We start from the raw sequence: 19746 nt of genomic DNA, 5'->3' as shown, positions 1-19746 counted from the left end.
GACACCACGCACGGCGAGATGACCGACCAGGACCTCCTGGCCCGCCACGTGGCAGGGGACAAGGACGCCTTCGGTGAGCTCGTCCGGCGTCATCGCGATCGCCTGTGGGCCGTGGCCCTGCGCACGCTGGGCGACCGTGAGGAAGCCGCTGACGCCGTCCAGGACGCCCTGGTCTCGGCCTACCGCGCCGCGCACACCTTCCGCGGGCAGTCGGCCGTCACGACCTGGCTGCACCGGATCACCGTGAACGCCTGCCTCGACCGGGCACGCAAGGCGAAGTCCCGGAAGACCTCTCCCATCGACGACACCGAACGGCTGGAGCAGCTCCTCGAGCCGCACGAGTCGGCGTCGGCTCCCGTCGAGCGCGGCGACCTCCGCCGCGAGGTCGCCGAGGCACTGGGCACCCTGCCGCACGACCAGCGCGCCGCTCTCGTCCTCGTGGACATGCAGGGCTATCCCGTGGCCGAGGCGGCCCTCGTGCTCGAGGTGCCCACCGGCACCGTGAAGAGCCGCTGCGCACGCGGCAGAGCCAGACTGCTGCCGCTGCTCACCCACCTGCGTACGGAGCCCCGTACACAGAGCGGAGACGGCGGCGACAGAGAAGGCAAGAAGTCGGGCCCGGGAAGGAACCGGACGCAGGGGACATCCGTCCCACCTGCAGCGGGACCACGGGATGCGGGACCAAGCGATTCAGCTGCTGTGAAGGGCGGAGGTGGGCGAGCGTGACAACCACGACCGACTCGGCCGAGCACCCGGAAGTCGCTGAGATCTCCGACCTCACGGAGGGGCTGCTCACCCCGTCCCGAACCGTCGATGTGCGGCGGCATCTGGATGGCTGCGCGCTCTGTGCCGACGTCTATGACTCCCTGGAGGAGATCCGCGGCCTGCTCGGTACGCTGCCGGGTCCGCCACGGATGCCGGCCGATGTCGCCGGACGCATCGACGCGGCGCTGGCCGCGGAAGCGCTCCTCGACTCCATCGCACCCGGTTCCGTCGAGTCCATCGATCCGGATCCGCTGCTCGAGCCCGCGGCCGCCGTACGTGTTTCACGTGAAACATCGCGCGTCTCCGCTGAACCCTCCACGCTCGCCAACCCCTCTGAGTCTTCTCCCTCCCCTGCCTCCAGCGCGCCCTCGGACCGGCCCGCGGGCCACCCCCGCGCTTCCACGGGCCCTGGTCGCCGCAGCCGGTTCCGGGGCGGCCGTCGGCGGAACGTAGTACTCGGTGCCGTGTTCACGGCGGCCGCCATCGGTCTGGGTTCCTTGTTGATACAGAACGTGGGCAGCGACTCGGGCGGTACGAAGGACACGGCTTCGGGCCACACCGACTCCGCGCATGCCTTCTCCGAGGGCAACCTCAAGGGCCAGGTGACGGACCTGCTCGCCAAGGCCCCCACCACGGGACCTGAGTCCGGGAGCACCAAGCCGTCCTTCGACGTGCGGTCCAGCCCGGAGTCCCCCAAGGACCAGAAGATGCGCGAGTCCACGGTCACCGTCCCGAAGTGCATCCAGCTCGGCATCGGCGACAGGTCACCGATCGCAGCCGAAGAGGGCACCTACAAGGGGAAGGACGCCTACCTCGTCGTGGCGTCCCATGACTCCGACACCACGAAGGTCGCGGCGTTCGTCATCGACGCGACGTGCGTGGACAAGGCCTCGTCGGCCAACGCCGCGGGCAAGGTACTGCTGACCAACTCCTACGCGCGGCCCTGACCCTTCCACAGCTGCGGCGGGAGACTCGGCTCAGCGTGGCATCCTGGCGTCCCTGACATGCTTCCGTGCGCTCGGACACGTCGGGAATGCATGCCCCGTAGGATCCGTTGGGTGGGGTGAGAGACCTGAGACAGGCACCCACCAGCACTACGCAGCAGTCTCCAGAGACGAGGAATCAAGCCGTGACCGACGTCCGTAACGTGATCATCATCGGCTCCGGGCCCGCCGGCTACACGGCGGCGCTCTACACCGCGCGAGCGTCGCTGAAGCCCCTGGTGTTCGAGGGCGCCGTCACCGCAGGCGGTGCGCTGATGAACACCACCGAGGTGGAGAACTTCCCGGGCTTCCAGGACGGCGTCATGGGCCCCGACCTCATGGACAACATGCGCGCCCAGGCCGAGCGCTTCGGCGCCGAGCTGGTGCCGGACGATGTGGTCTCCGTCGACCTCACCGGCGAGATCAAGACCGTGACGGACACCGCAGGCACCGTGCACCGCGCGAAGTCCGTGATCGTGACGACGGGCTCCCAGCACCGCAAGCTCGGCCTCCCGAACGAGGACGCGCTCTCCGGCCGCGGCGTCTCCTGGTGCGCGACCTGTGACGGCTTCTTCTTCAAGGACCAGGACATCGCCGTGATCGGCGGCGGCGACACCGCGATGGAAGAGGCGACCTTCCTCTCGCGCTTCGCCAAGTCCGTGACGATCGTGCACCGCCGTGACAGCCTGCGTGCCTCCAAGGCGATGCAGGAGCGCGCGCTGGCCGACCCGAAGATCAGCTTCATCTGGGACAGCGAGGTCGCCGAGATCAAGGGCGAGCAGAAGCTCTCCGGTCTGACGCTGCGCAACCTGAAGACGGGCGAGACCTCCGAGCTGCCCGTGACCGGCCTGTTCATCGCGATCGGCCACGACCCGCGCACGGAGCTCTTCAAGGGCCAGCTCACCCTGGACGACGAGGGCTACCTGAAGGTCGACGCTCCCTCGACCCGGACGAACGTGCCCGGTGTCTTCGCTGCCGGTGACGTCGTCGACCACACGTACCGCCAGGCGATCACGGCGGCCGGCACCGGCTGCTCCGCCGCCCTCGACTCCGAGCGGTTCCTCGCTGCCCTCGTGGACAACGCGACGGCCGCAGCCACCGTCTGACATCCCATCCTCCCCACCGCACCACCGAGTTAAGGAGCCCGCCGTGGCCGGCACTCTGAAGAACGTGACCGACGCCTCCTTCGAGGAAGACGTCCTGAAGAACGACAAGCCCGTCCTGGTGGACTTCTGGGCCGCCTGGTGCGGACCGTGCCGCCAGATCGCGCCGTCCCTCGAGGCGATCGCGGCCGAGCACGGCGAAAAGATCGAGATCGTCAAGCTCAACATCGACGAGAACCCGGGCATCGCCGCCAAGTACGGCGTCATGTCCATCCCGACCCTGAACGTGTACCAGGGCGGCGAGGTGGCCAAGACGATCGTCGGCGCCAAGCCGAAGGCTGCTCTTGAGCGCGACCTGGCGGAGTTCATCGCCGACTAACGAGCGGCGCCGCACCAAGCGACGCGTTGTTTCACGTGAAACACGAATGGGCCAGCCCTCAAGGGCTGGCCCATTCGCATGACAGCAGTGAGCCTGTGACGGGGCGAGCCAGATCAGAGCGGCCGGAGCACCGGCTCCTTCTGTACTGCTCCGAGGAGTCGGTCGAGCGCCAACTCGACGTCCTCCTTCCAGGAGAGCGTCGTACGCAGCTCAAGCCTCAGCCGTGGATATGAGGGATGCGGGCGGACCGTCTTGAAGCCCACCGCCAGCAGGTGATCGGCGGGCAGCACACAGGCGGGCTTCTCCCATCGGGCATCCCCAAAGGCCTCAATCGCCTTGAACCCCCGGCGCAGCAGATCCTTCGCCACGGTCTGGACGATGACACGGCCGATCCCCTGGCCCTGATATCCCGGTCTGATCCAGGCGGTCATCAGCTGCACGGCATCGGGGGACACGGGGCTCGTCGGGAAGGCGGTGGCCCGCGGCACGTAGGCAGGCGGGGCGTAGAGCACGAAGCCCACCGGGACATCATCGACGTAGACGACGCGACCGCAGGATCCCCACTCCAGCAGGACGGCGGAGATCCACGCTTCCTTCTCCAGCTCCGCCGTACCGGCCTTTACTGCGGCCTGGCCGCTGACCGGGTCCAGCTCCCAGAAGACACACGTCCGGCAACGCTGGGGAAGGTCCGGAAGGTTGTCCAGCGTGAGCGGTACGAGCCGACGCCCCATGAAGGCTGTTCCTCACTTCCTTCGCCCGCCGCATCACGGGCGGCAGTCAGAGCGCTCCGTTCCTTCAGCAGGCTGCCGACGAATCCGCCGACGGCTCCCAGCCCAAGGCCCGCAGTCATCAGTCCGGTGCGGCTCACCGATCGCATGGCCCTCCCCTCCCCAATGAGGTGTCGCCAGCTGGATGTGCCATACCCAATCGCATCGTATCCACGATGCGATTGCACCGATACCGTAAGAAAGCAAAGAGCGAGCCGTGTTCCGGTACACACCGGACACGGCCCGCTCTCGTCGGACTACGTGATGAGGCTCAGGCCTCTTTGCCCTTGGACGAGTCGCCCTCGACGGAGTCCTCGACGGAGTCCTCGTCGGAGGCTTCGTCGGAGCCCTCGGCGAGTCCGTTCTTCAGGACCGGCCCCTCACCTGGAGCGAGCGTCGCAAGGATGCGCTCCAGGTCCTCCAGCGAGGCGAAGTCGACGACGATCTTGCCCTTCTTCTGCCCCAGGTCCACCCTCACCCGGGTTTCGAACCGGTCGGAGAGACGCGTGGCAAGGCTGGTCAGTGACGGCGAAACCCGAGCGCCCGCACGCGGCCCCTTGGCCCGCGGAGTGCTCTGCGGCCGCGAACCCATGAGGGTCACGATCTCCTCGACGGCCCGCACCGAGAGCCCCTCGGCCACAATCCGGTGCGCCAGGCGATCCTGCTCCTCCGAGTCCTCGACGGACAGCAGAGCACGGGCATGGCCCGCGGAGAGCACCCCGGCAGCGACCCTGCGCTGAACCGCCGGCGACAGCTTCAGCAGCCGCAGCGTGTTCGAGACCTGCGGGCGGGAGCGGCCGATCCGGTCCGCCAGCTGGTCGTGTGTGCAGTTGAAGTCCCTGAGCAGCTGGTCGTAGGCGGCAGCCTCTTCCAGCGGATTCAGCTGCGCGCGGTGCAGGTTCTCCAGGAGCGCGTCCAGGAGAAGCTTCTCGTCGTCCGTGGCTCGGACGATCGACGGGATGCGCTCGAGTCCTGCCTCACGGCAAGCCCGCCAGCGCCGCTCACCCATGATGAGCTCGTAGCGCGAGTCTCCTACCTGCCGTACGACGACAGGCTGGAGGAGTCCGACCTCCTTGATGGAGGTCACCAGCTCGGCGAGTGCGTCCTCGTCGAAGACCTCACGGGGCTGCCTCGGGTTGGGCGTGATGAAGTCGAGAGGCAGCTCGGCGAAGTGCGCGCCGACCGGACTCTCCTCGATCTCCACCGCTTCGTTCGTCGGCCGTTCCGTTTCACGTGAAACGGGGCTCTGCGGGAGCGCTGTCACCTTCGCGGCAGCCACACCCCTCTCGGCGGTGAGTACCGGTGCAGCACTGGGCGAGGCCGCCGCTCCGCTCATGGCCTGGGCGGTCGACTTCTCCGTCGGGGCCGCAGGGATCAGGGCGCCGAGGCCACGACCCAGCCCTCTCCGTCGCTCGCTCACTGCATCCCCTCCGTCGTGCTGTGCTGATCATTCTGAGCGCCCATGTGGGCGTGCTGTACGTCGTAGCGAATACCGACGCCGCGAAGCGCGATCTCCCGTGCCGCCTCGAAGTACGAGAGGGCACCACTCGATCCCGGATCGTAGGTGAGCACGGTCTGCCCGTAGCTCGGCGCCTCGGAGATGCGGACCGAGCGGGGAATGCTCGTCCGCAGGACCTCTTCGCCGAAGTGGGTGCGCACCTCGTCCGCCACCTGTGAAGCAAGCCGGGTGCGGCCGTCGTACATGGTGAGCAGGATCGTCGAGACGTGCAGATGCGGGTTGAGGTGCCCCCGCACCAGGTCGACGTTGCGCAGGAGCTGACCGAGGCCCTCCAGTGCGTAGTACTCACACTGGATGGGGATCAGCACCTCCGCGCCGGCAACCAGGGCGTTGACCGTCAGCAGCCCGAGGGACGGCGGGCAGTCGATGAGGATGTAGTCCAGCGGCTGCTCGTACGCCTGGATCGCCCGCTGCAGTCGGCTCTCCCGTGCCACCAGTGACACCAGCTCGATCTCCGCACCGGCGAGATCGATGGTGGCCGGGGCACAGAAGAGTCCTTCGACATCAGGGACCGGCTGCACGACTTCGGAGAGCGGCTTGCTGTCGATCAACACGTCGTAGATGGACGGCACTTCGGCGTGGTGGTCGATACCCAGAGCCGTGGAGGCGTTGCCCTGCGGGTCGAGGTCGATGACCAGGACACGCGCGCCGTGCAGAGCGAGTGAAGCGGCGAGGTTGACGGTTGTCGTCGTCTTGCCCACTCCACCCTTCTGGTTGGCGACCACCATGACTCTGGTCTGCTCGGGTCGTGGCAGGCCTTCGCCTGCGCGGCCCAGGGCTTCCACCGCCAGTTGGGCAGCACGACCGATAGGGGTGTCGTCCATCGGGGGCGGTGTTTCACGTGAAACATCCTCCCCCGCCGACTCGGTACGGGGACCGGGGACCGGATCGGTCATCGGTCCCGCGATGTTGGCGTCGGACCGCAAGGATTCACTCTCCTCGACTTCAGGCTCGCAATGAACAGAGCCTCCCATGCTTTGAGGGTCGTGAACCAGCGAGGCCCGGTCTTCTGTGGACGAATCCACCTCTGTGGACAACTCCGTTCCCTTATCGAGGGAACCGAGTGGCCGACGCTCGCGAGGTTCCGCAGCGCGGCCGCGACTGATGATGCCATGCAGCAGTGAGCGACGTTTCACGTGAAACACGATGCACGGCAGCCGGGGTGCCGCTTGCGCGACACCCCGGTATGCGTACGTTTGGCAGCTTTTGTGGAGTATGGCTCGTCGTCAGGACGGATGAACGACGCGGCCCGGAAGGCTCAGCGACGACGCCGGGTTCGGTTCGTACGAGCAGCCTTCGCGCGCTTGGCTGCGAAGCGCACACCGCCGGGGCTCTCCCCGACCTCGACCCGTACCACCGTGGACAGCGGGTCCACCACGCCCTCGCCGACATGCAGCACCGAGGTGGTCACCGCACCGAGCTTGCTCAGTGCGGCACCCGCGCCCTTGACCTCTTCCTCGGCCGTGTCGCCCTTGAGCAGAAGCATCTCCCCGTAGGGACGCAGGAGCGGCACTCCCCAGGCCGCGAGCCGGTCCAGTGGCGCAACAGCCCGCGCGGTCACCACGTGGACGGGAGGCAGCTTCCCAAGGACCTCCTCGGCGCGCCCCCGCACGACGGTCACATGGTCGAGTCCGAGCAGCTCGACCACTTCGGTGAGGAAGGTCGTCCGCCGCAGCAGTGGTTCAAGCAGCGTGATCTTCAGGTCCGGGCGGACGAGAGCCAGCGGAATGCCCGGCAGACCCGCCCCCGAGCCGACATCGCACACCATCACGTTCTCGGGCACGACCTCGGAGAGGACCGCGCAGTTCAGCAGATGCCGCTCCCACAGCCGAGGCACTTCGCGAGGGCCGATCAGACCTCGCTGCACTCCCGCGTCGGCCAGCAACTCCGCGTACCGGACCGCGTCCGAGAAACGCTCACCGAATACCGCCCGGGCCTGCTCGGGCGCCGAGGGGAGCTCCGCTGCCTCCGTCACGGGGACCGTCCTTCCGTACCGCACTGGGGTGGCTGACTATCAGGCTGACAAAGACCGGCCCCGCCTGCGAACAGACGGGGCCGGGGAAACTACGTGCGATCAGGCAGGAAGGACGACGACGAAGCGCTGCGGCTCCTCGCCCTCGGACTCGCTGCGCAGACCGGCGGCCTTGACCGCATCATGCACGACCTTGCGCTCGAAGGGCGTCATCGGCTTGAGGTTCACCGGTTCACCGGAGCTCTTCACCTCGGCCGCTGCCTTGGCGCCCAGCTCGGAGAGCTCCTCACGCTTCTTGGCGCGGTAGCCCGCGATGTCCAGCATGAGGCGGCTGCGGTCACCGGTCTCGCGGTGCACCGCGAGACGCGTCAGCTCCTGGAGCGCCTCCAGGACCTCACCGTCACGGCCGACGAGCTTCTGCAGATCACGGCTGTTCGAGTCGCTGATGATCGAGACAGCGGCGCGGTCGGCCTCGACGTCCATGTCGATGTCGCCGTCGAGATCGGCGATGTCCAGCAGACCCTCGAGGTAGTCCGCCGCGATCTCACCCTCCTGCTCAAGGCGGGTGAGAGTGTCGCCGGCCTCGACCTCGGCCTCGGCGGGGGCGGTGGTGCCTTCCGTCACGGGATGGACTCCTTCTACTTCTTGGACGGGTGCTTGGGCCGCTGCTGGCCCTTGCGCTGCCCCGACTTGGCTTGGCGTGCGTTACCTGACCCGGACTTGCCACCCGCGGGCTTGCCCTGGGGAGCGGCGTCCTCAGGCTCGTCCTGAGTCTTCTCCAGTGACGTCTTCGCCTCCGAAGCCGTCTCCGTGTCGCTCTCCGCCTTGCCGTGTGCGGCGGCGGACTGGCGCTGCGACTTGCTCTGGCGCTTGGGCTGCTGCCGCTTCGGGGCACCGCCGGCGGCGGCCGGCGTGCCGTCCTCGGTCTCCGTGGCGACAGCGGAATCGCTCTGCGCGACGGAGCCGTCGGCCTGGGCCACGAGGCCCGCCTTGCTCAGACCGTTGATGAACTTGCGCTCGAACTCGTTGCGGTCACGGCCCTTGGCGACGATCGCCTTGATGACGTTCGCGTTGCCACGGCCCCGCACCTTCTTGGTGTGCGTGAGCTGCTTCTGCAGGCGCTCCAGGAACGCGGCCTGGGCCTTGGAGCCCGGAGTCGGGTTCCGGCGGATCACGAACATCTGCTGGCCCATGGTCCACACGTTGGTGGTCAGCCAGTAGACGAGAACGCCGACGGGGAAGTTGATGCCGAACACGGCGAACATGATCGGGAAGACGTACATCAGCATCTTCTGCTGCTGCATGAACGGCGTCTTGACCGTCGTGTCCACGTTCTTCGTCATCAGCTGACGCTGCGTGTAGAACTGCGAGAACGACATCAGGCAGATCATGATCGCGGTCACGACGCGGACGTCGGTCAGCGAGGCGTGCAGCGCCGCGACCTTTTCCTCGCTGTCCATGAACTTCGCGGCCAGCGGGGCGCCGAAGATGTGCGCCTTCTGGGCGCTCTCCAGGAGCGGCTTGTCGATGACGCCGATGGTGTCGTTCGACGCGATGCCGGAGAGCACGTGGTACAGCGCGAAGAAGAACGGCGACTGCGCCAGGATGGGAAGGCACGAGGAGAGCGGGTTGGTGCCCGACTCCTTGTACAGCTTCATCATCTCTTCGGACTGACGCTGCTTGTCGCTCTTGTAGCGTTCCTGGATCTTCTTCATCTCGGGCTGCAGCGTCTGCATCGCCCGGGTCGCCTTGATCTGCTTCACGAAGAGCGGGATCAGGCAGATACGGATCAAGATCACCAGGGACACGATGGACAGGCCCCAGGCCCAGCCCGTGTCAGGGCCGAAGATCGCCCCGTACAACGAGTGGAACTGGACGATGACCCAGGAAACGGGTGTCGTGATGAAGCTGAACAGACTGGCAATCGTGTCCACTAATCAGGCTCCTTGAGCATGGGACGGGGTCTCGGCGGCCGGGCTCGGGGTATCCGGGGCGATCTCCCCGGAGGGCACGCCAGCGGCGGAGGGCCCGCCCTTGCGTTCGCGCCACATGGTGCGCAGCATCTCGTGCCACCGCGGTCGCTTGCGCGGCGGGACATGGTCGACACCACCGAGCGACCACGGATTGCACCGAAGGATGCGCCAGGCAGTGAGCGCCGTTCCCTTGATCGCACCGTGTCGGTCGATGGCCAGATAGCCGTAGCGGGAACACGACGGGTAGTACTTGCACACCGGACCAAGCAGCGGACTGATCGTCCACTGGTACAGCTTGATCAGAGCCAGCAGTGGGTACTTCATCGAGCGCCCCCTCCCAGCAGCCGCTGAAGGGCGGCGTCCAGGTCTTGGGCCAGCTGTGCATGGGCGGCGTCGCCCGATCCGGGCAACGCTCGTACGACTACCAGGCTACCGGGGGGCAGCAGAGCCACCCGGTCACGCATCAGATGGCGAAGCCTGCGCTTCACCTTGTTGCGTACGACGGCTCCGCCAACGGCCTTGCTCACGACGAAACCCGCACGCGTCGGGGGAACGCTCTCCCCAGGCGCGTGCGGGTCCGTTGCACCGCTACGTAGATGGACGACGAGAAGCGGGCGTCCGGCCCGTCGTCCTCGGCGTACCGCGGTCGCGAAGTCTTCGCGCCGCCTCAGCCGATGCTCGGTAGGCAGCACGACGTCATGACCTAATGCGATTAGGCGGAAAGGCTGGCGCGACCCTTGCCACGACGGTTCGCGAGAATCGCGCGGCCGGCACGGGTGCGCATCCGCAGGCGGAAGCCGTGGGTCTTGGCACGACGGCGGTTGTTCGGCTGGAAGGTGCGCTTGCTCACTCGGGGGCTCCAGAAATGATTGTGTGGAGGCGGGACATCGCCTGGCTGTCACCGTGCGCCCACGAGAAGCTCGCGAATACGCACCGAGTGCACCGCTTCACAATCACAGATCGTGATCTTTGCCCATCGGAGGCAGGCGGCAGCAGCCATCGACAACTCGACCTGGTCACGGTACGCGGGGCTACGCCATCCGGTCAAACCGCCCGTCAGGGAGAGACACTGTGCACAGCCTGTGGACAACAACTTGAACCGCAGCCATTGCCCTGACTACCTTGGCCAAACTCCGATTCATTCCCTTCTCCCTGCCCATCCCGATTTCCGTCCCAAGAACCACACCTTCGTGGGACCCCGTGAGAGAGCGTGCCTTGTGGCTGACGTACCTGCCGATCTTGCCGCAGTGTGGCCACGAGTTCTGGAGCAGCTGCTGGGTGAGGGGCGGGGGCACGGTGTAGACGCGAAGGACGAGCGCTGGATCAAGCGCTGCCAGCCACTGGCGCTGGTCGCCGATACCGCTCTGCTGGCCGTACCGAACGAATTCGCCAAGGGCGTACTCGAAGGGCGCCTCGCACCGATCGTCAGTGAATCGCTGAGCCGCGAGTGCGGCCGACCGATCCGTATCGCCATCACGGTGGACGACTCGGTCGGCGACCCCATGGACAGGCCCACCCCGCCGGCGCCGCCGCTCCAGCACCAGCCCGGCCAGCATCAGTCCGGCCAGCAACAGCAGCAGCGCTACGAGGAGCCCGAGCAGCACCCGGGCCCCGGTCAGGGCCACGAGCCGTACGACAATTACGGCCGCCGCACCCCGGACGAGCACTCCCCGGGCCGCGGACCCGACCAGCTGCCCACCGCCCGCCCGGCGTACCCCGACTACCAGCGCCCCGGGCCCAGCGCCTGGCCGCAGCAGCAGCCCCAGCAGCAGGACGACTACGGCTGGCAGCAGCCGCGGCTCGGCTTCCCCGAGCGGGACCCGTACGCGAGCCCTCAGCAGCCGCAGCACGACTACCGCTCGCAGCCGCCGCAGGGGCACTCCCCGTACGACCAGCACCGGCAGGACCGGCAGGAGCGCCAGGACCGGCAGGATCAGCAGGACCGCCACGACCGTCACGAAAGACGCGAGCGTCACGACCAGTCCCCGGGCTCCGGCGGCCACGACCCCAGGGGCGGCGGCCACGGAAACGGCCACGGCGTCCATGGCAGCGGCACCCCCGGCCCACTGGCCGCGCAGCCGGCGCCCGCGTCGGCCCCCGGCGAACCCACCGCGCGCCTGAACCCCAAGTACCTCTTCGACACCTTCGTCATCGGTGCCTCGAACCGCTTCGCGCACGCGGCGGCCGTCGCCGTCGCCGAGGCGCCCGCCAAGGCCTACAACCCCCTCTTCATCTACGGGGAGTCCGGGCTCGGCAAAACGCATCTTCTGCACGCGATCGGGCACTACGCCCGCAGCCTCTACCCCGGCACGCGCGTGCGCTACGTGAGCTCCGAGGAGTTCACGAACGAGTTCATCAACTCCATCCGCGACGGCAAGGGCGACACCTTCCGCAAGCGGTACCGCGAGATGGACATCCTGCTCGTCGACGACATCCAGTTCCTCGCGAGCAAGGAGTCGACGCAGGAGGAGTTCTTCCACACCTTCAATACGCTCCACAACGCGAACAAGCAGATCGTGCTCTCCAGTGACCGGCCGCCCAAGCAGCTGGTCACCCTGGAGGACCGGCTGCGCAACCGCTTCGAGTGGGGACTGATCACCGACGTCCAGCCGCCCGAGCTGGAGACGCGTATCGCCATCCTTCGTAAGAAGGCGGTGCAGGAGCAGCTCAACGCCCCGCCCGAGGTCCTGGAGTTCATCGCGTCCCGCATCTCACGCAACATCCGTGAGCTCGAGGGCGCGCTGATCCGGGTCACGGCCTTCGCCTCGCTCAATCGACAGCCGGTGGACCTGGGCCTGGCGGAGATCGTCCTCAAGGACCTGATCCCCGGCGGTGAGGACGCCGCCCCGGAGCTCACCGCGCCGGCCATCATGGCCGCGACCGCGGACTACTTCGGACTGACCGTGGACGACCTCTGCGGATCCTCCCGCAGCCGCGTCCTGGTGACGGCGCGCCAGATCGCGATGTACCTCTGCCGCGAGCTCACGGACCTCTCGCTGCCCAAGATCGGCGCTCAGTTCGGCGGCCGCGACCATACGACGGTCATGCACGCGGACCGCAAGATCCGCGCGCTGATGGCCGAGCGGCGCTCGATCTACAACCAGGTCACCGAGCTCACCAACCGCATCAAGAACGGCTGACGCAGGCTTCGGCAGACACGCGGTCCGCGCTCGCGGACACGCGCACAGAGCTGCTCACAGACGCGCTGAGAGCCACGGAGACGTATCGCTGACACGTCACGAAGGGCGCCCCGGGACAACTGCCGGGGCGCCCTTTGCCGTTGCGTACGCGCGCGTGGAGCCCGTTCGTCCCCCGCCGCTGTTCGATTTCCCCAGCTGAGAGGCCTGTTCTCCACAGATGTGTGTCCTTTTTTCCTTCCACACCCTGGGGACCGGGAAGTTGTCCAGATGATGTCCACAGGGGACCCTGCTGAAGGATCATCAAGCCAGGTCAGGTGGTTGTGGATTGGTGGACGACGGTCCTCCACAGCCTGTGGAGGAAAATCTCGTCCACAGGCTGTGCACGAACTTGTCCACCGGCAACCCACAGGCTCGAGCCGGTTGTCCCCAGCTTTCCCCAGCTTCTCCACACGCCTGTCCACTGTTCGGCAACGCAACGCGCCCCGTCACCGTGCCGAGTGAAAGGCGTCACACCAAGGTGGTCGGTTGGCCTGTGGGGAAGGTGGGTAAAGCTGGGGACAGCGCTGGGGAGAAGTAGCCCCTGCCTGTGCATCGGGTGTGCAGAACTTTCGCCCGTCCACAGAAACCACCGGTTGTCCACCGCCTCCGCCCACAGGCGCAGTGGATAAAAAACCGGCACTGACCTGCGAAAACACGGTTATCCACGGTTTCCACAGGCCCTACTACTACTCCCACTTAGAGTTACCGGGAAATTCGCTTGGAAGAGGGGCCTGTGCACAACTCGCCCTCTGGACCTCCGACGCCGCTCGTCACGACTTGACCCCGACGGGCACCCGCTGTCAGTGCGGTGCGTCAGACTGGTCCCCAGTGCCAGCAACAGCAGGAGGGCGGCTAAGTGAAGATCCGGGTGGAACGCGACGTACTCGCAGAGGCGGTGGCGTGGGCGGCGCGCAGTCTCCCGGCCCGGCCACCGGCACCTGTCCTGGCGGGACTGCTGCTGAAGGCCGAGGAAGGCGCACTCAGCCTCTCCAGCTTCGACTACGAGGTCTCGGCGCGTGTCTCCGTAGACGCCGAGATCGACGACGAGGGCACGGTCCTCGTCTCCGGCCGGTTGCTCGCCGACATCTGCCGCGCCCTTCCCAACCGTCCGGTGGAGATCTCCACAGACGGTGTGCGGGCCACGGTGGTCTGCGGCTCCTCGCGATTCACACTCCACACGCTTCCTGTGGAGGAGTACCCCGCGCTGCCGCAGATGCCCACCGCGACCGGCACGGTCCCCGGTGAGGTCTTCGCCTCCGCCGCCGCCCAGGTGGCCATCGCCGCGGGCCGCGACGACACGCTGCCCGTCCTGACCGGCGTACGCATCGAGATCGAGGGCGACACCGTCACGCTGGCCTCCACCGACCGCTACCGCTTCGCGGTCCGCGAGTTCCTGTGGAAGCCGGAGAACCCCGAGGCGTCCGCGGTCGCCCTGGTGCCCGCCAAGACGCTCCTGGACACCGCCAAGGCGCTCACGAGCGGCGACACGGTCACCCTGGCGCTGTCCGGCTCCGGTGCCGGTGAGGGCCTGATCGGCTTCGAGGGCGCAGGCCGGCGTACGACCACGCGTCTCCTCGAGGGCGACCTGCCGAAGTACAAGACGCTCTTCCCCACGGAGTTCAACTCGATCGCGGTCATCGAGACCGCCCCGTTCGTCGAGGCCGTGAAGCGCGTGGCCCTGGTGGCCGAGCGGAACACTCCGGTCCGGCTCAGCTTCGAGCAGGGCGTGCTGATCCTGGAGGCCGGCTCCAGCGACGACGCACAGGCTGTGGAGAGGGTCGACGCCCAGCTCGAGGGCGACGACGTCTCGATCGCCTTCAACCCGACGTTCCTGCTCGACGGCCTGAGCGCGATCGACTCCCCGGTCGCCCAGCTGTCGTTCACGACGTCGACGAAGCCCGCACTCCTGAGCGGCAGGCCGGCCGTGGACGCGGAGGCCGACGAGGCCTACAAGTACCTGATCATGCCGGTACGTCTGAGCGGCTGAGCCCACAGGTGTGAGCGTGCGTCCGGGCGTAGGCTCGGACGCGGGTACGAAGGTGCCTCCACGCCACATCGCGACTTAAGGAACCACTGATGGAGCTCGGTCTCGTCGGCCTCGGCAAGATGGGCGGCAACATGCGCGAGCGCATCCGCCGCGCAGGCCACACCGTCATCGGATACGACCGGAACGCGGACGTCGCGGACGTCCACAGCCTCGAAGAGCTTGTGGGCAAGCTCAAGGGCCCGCGCGTCGTATGGGTGATGGTCCCGGCCGGAGCCGCGACCCAGTCCACCGTCGACGAGCTCGCCGAGCTGCTCCAGCCCGGTGACGTCGTCGTGGACGGCGGGAACTCCCGCTGGACGGACGACGAGAAGCACGGCGAGCAGCTCGCCGCCAAGGGCATCGGCTTCGTCGACTGCGGCGTCTCCGGCGGCGTCTGGGGCCTGCAGAACGGCTACGCCCTGATGTACGGCGGCGACACCGAGAACATCGCGAAGGTCCAGCCGATCTTCGACGCCCTCAAGCCCGAGGGTGACTTCGGCTCGGTCCACGCGGGCAAGATCGGCGCCGGCCACTTCTCGAAGATGGTCCACAACGGCATCGAGTACGCCATGATGCAGGCCTACGCCGAGGGCTGGGAGCTCCTGGAGAAAGTCGACTCCGTCACGGACGTGCGCGAGGTCTTCCGCTCGTGGCAGGAGGGCACGGTCATCCGTTCCTGGCTGCTCGACCTCGCGGTCAACGCCCTGGACGACGACGAGCACCTGGCGAAGCTGCGCGGCTTCGCGCAGGACTCCGGCGAGGGCCGGTGGACGGTGGAAGCCGCCATCGACAACGCCGTGCCGCTGCCCGCGATCACGGCCTCGCTCTTCGCCCGGTTCGCCTCGCGCCAGGACGACTCCCCGCAGATGAAGATGATCGCCGCGCTGCGCAACCAGTTCGGTGGCCACGCCGTCGAGTCCAAGAGCGAGAACTGATCCACAGCCTGTGGGGAACGCCAGCCGTTTCCCACAGGCCTCTCAGCAAGTGAAGTAAGCCGGGGGAGGTCGGCGCACACCATGCACGTCACGCATCTGTCGCTGGCCGACTTCCGCTCGTACTCCCGGGTCGAGGTCCCTCTCGATCCGGGAGTCACCGCGTTCGTGGGCCCGAACGGCCAGGGCAAGACGAACCTCGTGGAGGCCGTCGGCTATCTCGCCACGCTCGGCAGCCACCGGGTCTCCTCGGACGCCCCCCTGGTGCGCATGGGCGCCGAGCGTGCCGTCGTCCGGGCCGCGGTCCAGCAGGGCGAGCGCCAGCAGCTGGTCGAACTGGAGCTCAACCCGGGCAAGGCCAATCGCGCCCGGATCAACAGGTCCTCGCAGGTCAGGCCCCGCGATGTGCTCGGGATCGTCCGCACGGTGCTGTTCGCCCCCGAAGATCTGGCGCTGATCAAGGGCGACCCGGGTGAGCGCCGTCGGTTCCTAGACGAGCTGATCACGGCGCGTTCCCCGCGCATGGCCGGTGTGCGGTCCGACTACGACCGTGTGCTGAAGCAGCGCAACACCCTCCTGAAGTCGGCGGCCCTGGCACGGCGGCACGGTGGCCGCACCATGGACCTGTCCACCCTCGACGTCTGGGACCAGCACCTCGCGCGCGTGGGTGCGGAGCTGCTCACCCAGCGGCTCGACCTGATCGCCGCGCTGCAGCCGCTCGCCGACAAGGCGTACGAACAGCTGGCACCCGGCGGCGGCCCCGTCTCGCTGGAGTACAAGCCGTCGGCGCCCGGCGATGGCCACACCCGCGAGGTGCTGTTCGAGCAGCTGATCGCCGCCCTCGAAGAGGTGCGCAAGCAGGAGATCGAGCGGGGCGTGACGCTGGTCGGCCCGCACCGCGACGACCTGCTCCTCAAGCTCGGCCAGCTCCCCGCCAAGGGGTACGCGAGCCATGGCGAGTCCTGGTCGTACGCCCTGGCGCTGCGCCTGGCCTCGTACGACCTCCTGCGCGCGGAAGGCAATGAGCCCGTGCTCGTCCTGGACGACGTGTTCGCGGAGCTCGACGCGCGCCGCAGGGAGCGCCTCGCGGAGCTGGTGGCGCCGGGCGAGCAGGTCCTGGTCACGGCCGCGGTCGACGACGACGTGCCGGGCGTGCTCGCCGGGACGCGGTTCGCGGTGGCGGACGGCGCGGTGGAGCGCGTATGACGCACGTCAACAGGGAGCGCGCATGAGCGCCGAAGAGCCCGCCAAGGACACCCCCTTGGACGCTCCCCAGGAGAAGCCGAAGACCCCCGAGCCCTCCGGCGTCGACCTCGCCCGGGTCGCCCTCCGCGCGGCCAAGGAACAGGCACGCGCGCGTGGCGACGCCGCGCAGCAGAAGAAGCAGGCCCGCAGGGGCGGCCTGCGCTCCGGCGCGCGCGCCGACGGGCGTGACCCGCAGCCGCTCGGCTCCGCCATCAACCGCCTGATCACCGAGCGCGGCTGGGAGACGCCGGCCGCGGTCGGCGGGGTGATGGGCCGCTGGCCGCAGATCGTCGGCGAAGACCTGGCCAACCACTGCGTCCCGCAGCGGTACGACGAGAACGAGCGCGTCCTGACCGTCCAGTGCGACTCCACGGCCTGGGCGACGAACCTGCGGCTCCTGGCCCCCCAGCTGGTCGCGCGCCTCAACGAGGACCTGGGCCACGGCACCGTGCGCCTCATCAAAGTCCTCGGTCCCGGCGGCCCCGCGCGCCGCTTCGGACCCCTGCGCGCGCCGGGCAGCATGGGCCCCGGGGACACCTACGGCTGAGGCCGTACCGGGTGGTAGCTCAAGGTTGACACCCCGAAGCGCTGAGTGCCGCTGTGAGCCTCTTAGAGCCCCGGGCCGCATATGGGGAGTCGGATGATGCCGGTTCAGGACGGCACATGCGGACTCAGGTACCGGCAAACCCCCATCACTGTCGGCGCTACCGGTAGACTGGAAGCTAATCGCGCCCCACGCGTGGGACGCATAGAACAACGCTGACTATCGCTGAACGACGCAGCCGCTCCGGCCACCGCCGGGTGCTTGGCCTGTGCTGTGCCAGAAAGGGCGCTTCGTGGCCGATTCCGGCAACCCCAACGAGAACATCCCGTCCACCGTCGCTGGCGAGAACGGCGAGGTCACAGCCTTGTACGACGCCAGCGCGATCACCGTCCTCGAGGGTCTGGACGCGGTCCGCAAGCGACCTGGCATGTACATCGGGTCGACCGGCGAGCGTGGCCTGCACCACCTCGTGCAAGAGGTTGTCGACAACTCCGTCGACGAAGCCCTCGCCGGGCACGCGGACACAATCGACGTCACGATCCTCGCCGACGGCGGCGTACGCGTCGTCGACAACGGCCGAGGCATCCCGGTGGGCATCCACCCCGTCGAGAAGAAGCCGGCCGTCGAGGTCGTGCTCACCGTGCTGCACGCGGGCGGCAAGTTCGGCGGCGGCGGATACGCGGTCTCCGGTGGTCTGCACGGCGTCGGTGTCTCCGTCGTGAACGCACTGTCGACGAAGCTCGCCGTGGACATCAGGACCGACGGCTACCGCTGGACCCAGGACTACAAGCTGGGTGTGCCGACGGCCCCGCTCGCCAAGCACGAGGCGACCGAGGACACGGGCACCACGGTCACCTTCTGGGCCGACCCGGACGTCTTCGAGACGACCGAGTACTCCTTCGAGACGCTGGCACGGCGCTTCCAGGAGATGGCGTTCCTCAACAAGGGTTTGACGATCAAACTCACTGATGAGCGCGATTCGGCGAAGGCGACGGCGGGTGCGGACTCGGCCGAGGCCACCGACGACGAGGCCGCCGAGGCCCGCACGGTGACGTACTACTACGAAGGCGGCATCGTCGACTTCGTGAAGTACCTCAACTCCCGTAAGGGAGAGATGATCCACCCGACCGTCATCGACGTCGAGGCCGAGGACAAGGAGCGCATGCTCTCGGCCGAGATCGCCATGCAGTGGAACTCGCAGTACACCGAAGGTGTCTACTCCTTCGCGAACACGATCCACACGCATGAGGGCGGTACGCACGAGGAGGGCTTCAGGGCCGCGCTGACGGGCCTGGTCAACCGGTACGCGCGCGAGAAGAAGCTGCTGCGCGAGAAGGACGACAACCTCACGGGTGAGGACATCCGCGAGGGCCTGACGGCGATCATCTCGGTGAAGCTGGGCGAGCCGCAGTTCGAGGGCCAGACCAAGACCAAGCTGGGCAACACGGAGGCGAAGACCTTCGTGCAGAAGGTCGTGCACGAGCACCTCACGGACTGGTTCGACCGGAATCCGAACGAGGCCGCGGACATCATCCGCAAGGGCATCCAAGCCGCCACGGCCCGCGTCGCCGCCCGCAAGGCGCGGGACCTGACCCGTCGCAAGGGCCTGCTCGAATCGGCCTCGCTGCCCGGAAAGCTCAGCGACTGCCAGTCGAACGACCCGACGAAGTGCGAGATCTTCATCGTCGAGGGTGACTCCGCCGGTGGTTCGGCGAAGTCCGGCCGTAACCCGATGTACCAGGCGATCCTGCCCATTCGAGGCAAGATCCTGAACGTCGAGAAGGCACGGATCGACAAGATCCTTCAGAACCAGGAAGTCCAGGCCCTCATCTCGGCCTTCGGCACGGGTGTGCACGAGGACTTCGACATCGAGAAGCTCCGCTATCACAAGATCATCTTGATGGCGGACGCCGACGTCGACGGTCAGCACATCAACACCCTGCTCCTGACGTTCCTGTTCCGCTTCATGCGGCCGCTCGTCGAGTCCGGCCACGTCTACCTCTCGCGGCCGCCGCTCTACAAGATCAAGTGGAGCCGGGACGACTTCCAGTACGCGTACTCGGACCGCGAGCGCGACGCGCTGGTCGAGCTCGGCCGCCAGGCCGGCAAGCGCTTCCGGGACGACTCGGTCCAGCGATTCAAGGGACTCGGTGAGATGAACGCCGAGGAGCTGCGCATCACGACGATGGACCAGGACCACCGCGTGCTCGGCCAGGTCACCCTGGACGACGCGGCGCAGGCCGACGACCTCTTCTCGGTGCTGATGGGAGAGGACGTCGAGGCACGGCGCTCGTTCATCCAGCGCAACGCCAAGGACGTCCGCTTCCTCGACATCTGAGTCGGCCGTACAAGCCGCACC

The 19746-nt window shown here is 67.7% G+C and carries 19 protein-coding genes; 10 read left to right on the top strand and 9 right to left on the bottom strand.

Features of this window, described 5'->3' with window-relative positions; all coding sequences use genetic code 11:
• Positions 1–18: 18 nt before the first annotated feature.
• From sigM to trxA, 4 genes are all read left to right on the top strand, one after another.
• Entirely contained in the window at positions 19–726 is a 708-nt protein-coding gene (sigM, locus tag OG302_RS21220; protein WP_371750183.1) for an RNA polymerase sigma factor SigM, read from the top strand.
• Positions 723–1712 carry an anti-sigma factor gene (locus OG302_RS21215; protein WP_371528212.1) on the top strand — a complete coding sequence of 330 codons (990 nt, stop codon included), beginning with the start codon at positions 723–725 and terminating at the stop codon, positions 1710–1712. Before sigM ends, OG302_RS21215 begins: the two co-directional genes overlap by 4 nt.
• 182 nt (positions 1713–1894) lie before the next feature.
• Positions 1895–2854 carry a thioredoxin-disulfide reductase gene (trxB, locus tag OG302_RS21210; protein WP_371528211.1) on the top strand — a complete coding sequence of 320 codons (960 nt, stop codon included), beginning with the start codon at positions 1895–1897 and terminating at the stop codon, positions 2852–2854.
• Positions 2855–2897: 43 nt separating this feature from the next.
• Positions 2898–3230 (top strand): thioredoxin, encoded by a 333-nt coding sequence (trxA, locus tag OG302_RS21205; protein WP_371528210.1) that lies wholly within the window; start codon positions 2898–2900, stop codon positions 3228–3230.
• A 113-nt stretch (positions 3231–3343) separates the two neighbouring features.
• Here trxA and OG302_RS21200 read toward each other — a convergent pair whose 3' ends face one another.
• The 9 genes from OG302_RS21200 to rpmH form a co-directional block, all read right to left on the bottom strand.
• The gene (locus tag OG302_RS21200) at positions 3344–3961 is read right to left on the bottom strand and encodes a GNAT family N-acetyltransferase (protein ID WP_371528209.1); all 618 of its coding nucleotides are present in this window, start codon (positions 3959–3961) and stop codon (positions 3344–3346) included.
• A 307-nt stretch (positions 3962–4268) separates the two neighbouring features.
• Positions 4269–5417 carry a ParB/RepB/Spo0J family partition protein gene (locus tag OG302_RS21195; protein ID WP_371528208.1) on the bottom strand — a complete coding sequence of 383 codons (1149 nt, stop codon included), beginning with the start codon at positions 5415–5417 and terminating at the stop codon, positions 4269–4271.
• Positions 5414–6490, bottom strand: coding sequence for a ParA family protein (locus OG302_RS21190; protein WP_283779165.1), 1077 nt, complete (start codon positions 6488–6490; stop codon positions 5414–5416). The genes OG302_RS21195 and OG302_RS21190 overlap by 4 nt, the downstream gene beginning before the upstream one ends.
• A 284-nt stretch (positions 6491–6774) precedes the next feature.
• On the bottom strand, positions 6775–7491 hold the full coding sequence (gene rsmG / locus OG302_RS21185) for a 16S rRNA (guanine(527)-N(7))-methyltransferase RsmG (RefSeq protein ID WP_361828938.1): 717 nt from the start codon (positions 7489–7491) through the stop codon (positions 6775–6777).
• 99 nt (positions 7492–7590) lie between these two features.
• Positions 7591–8112 (bottom strand): R3H domain-containing nucleic acid-binding protein, encoded by a 522-nt coding sequence (locus tag OG302_RS21180; protein ID WP_135332061.1) that lies wholly within the window; start codon positions 8110–8112, stop codon positions 7591–7593.
• A 14-nt stretch (positions 8113–8126) separates the two neighbouring features.
• On the bottom strand, positions 8127–9422 hold the full coding sequence (gene yidC, locus OG302_RS21175) for a membrane protein insertase YidC (protein ID WP_371528207.1): 1296 nt from the start codon (positions 9420–9422) through the stop codon (positions 8127–8129).
• 3 nt (positions 9423–9425) lie between these two features.
• Positions 9426–9785 (bottom strand): membrane protein insertion efficiency factor YidD, encoded by a 360-nt coding sequence (yidD, locus tag OG302_RS21170; protein ID WP_361828944.1) that lies wholly within the window; start codon positions 9783–9785, stop codon positions 9426–9428.
• Positions 9782–10153 (bottom strand): ribonuclease P protein component, encoded by a 372-nt coding sequence (rnpA, locus tag OG302_RS21165; RefSeq protein WP_361828946.1) that lies wholly within the window; start codon positions 10151–10153, stop codon positions 9782–9784. Before rnpA ends, yidD begins: the two co-directional genes overlap by 4 nt.
• A gap of 20 nt (positions 10154–10173) precedes the next feature.
• A complete protein-coding gene (rpmH, locus tag OG302_RS21160; protein ID WP_006381191.1) occupies positions 10174–10311 on the bottom strand; it encodes a 50S ribosomal protein L34 in 138 nt (45 codons plus the stop codon).
• A gap of 367 nt (positions 10312–10678) precedes the next feature.
• Here rpmH and dnaA point away from each other — a divergent pair, with 367 nt between their 5' ends.
• The 6 genes from dnaA (at position 10679) to gyrB (ending at position 19725) form a co-directional block, all read left to right on the top strand.
• The gene (gene dnaA / locus OG302_RS21155) at positions 10679–12601 is read left to right on the top strand and encodes a chromosomal replication initiator protein DnaA (RefSeq protein ID WP_371528206.1); all 1923 of its coding nucleotides are present in this window, start codon (positions 10679–10681) and stop codon (positions 12599–12601) included.
• Between the two features lie 895 nt (positions 12602–13496).
• A complete protein-coding gene (gene dnaN / locus OG302_RS21150; RefSeq protein WP_344518427.1) occupies positions 13497–14627 on the top strand; it encodes a DNA polymerase III subunit beta in 1131 nt (376 codons plus the stop codon).
• 89 nt (positions 14628–14716) lie between these two features.
• Complete coding sequence (gene gnd / locus OG302_RS21145; RefSeq protein ID WP_371528205.1) at positions 14717–15601, top strand: phosphogluconate dehydrogenase (NAD(+)-dependent, decarboxylating); 885 nt, start codon at positions 14717–14719, stop codon at positions 15599–15601.
• Positions 15602–15682: 81 nt separating this feature from the next.
• On the top strand, positions 15683–16804 hold the full coding sequence (recF, locus tag OG302_RS21140) for a DNA replication/repair protein RecF (protein ID WP_371528204.1): 1122 nt from the start codon (positions 15683–15685) through the stop codon (positions 16802–16804).
• A 22-nt stretch (positions 16805–16826) separates the two neighbouring features.
• Positions 16827–17390, top strand: coding sequence for a DUF721 domain-containing protein (locus tag OG302_RS21135; protein WP_371528203.1), 564 nt, complete (start codon positions 16827–16829; stop codon positions 17388–17390).
• Between the two features lie 265 nt (positions 17391–17655).
• Positions 17656–19725, top strand: coding sequence for a DNA topoisomerase (ATP-hydrolyzing) subunit B (gyrB, locus tag OG302_RS21130; RefSeq protein WP_371528202.1), 2070 nt, complete (start codon positions 17656–17658; stop codon positions 19723–19725).
• The last annotated feature ends 21 nt before the right edge of the window (positions 19726–19746 follow it).

This window comes from Streptomyces sp. NBC_01283 (genome assembly GCF_041435335.1).
Classification (GTDB): domain Bacteria; phylum Actinomycetota; class Actinomycetes; order Streptomycetales; family Streptomycetaceae; genus Streptomyces.
Note: the sequence above shows the minus strand (reverse complement) of the source record. Positions and strands in the feature narration are given on the sequence as shown.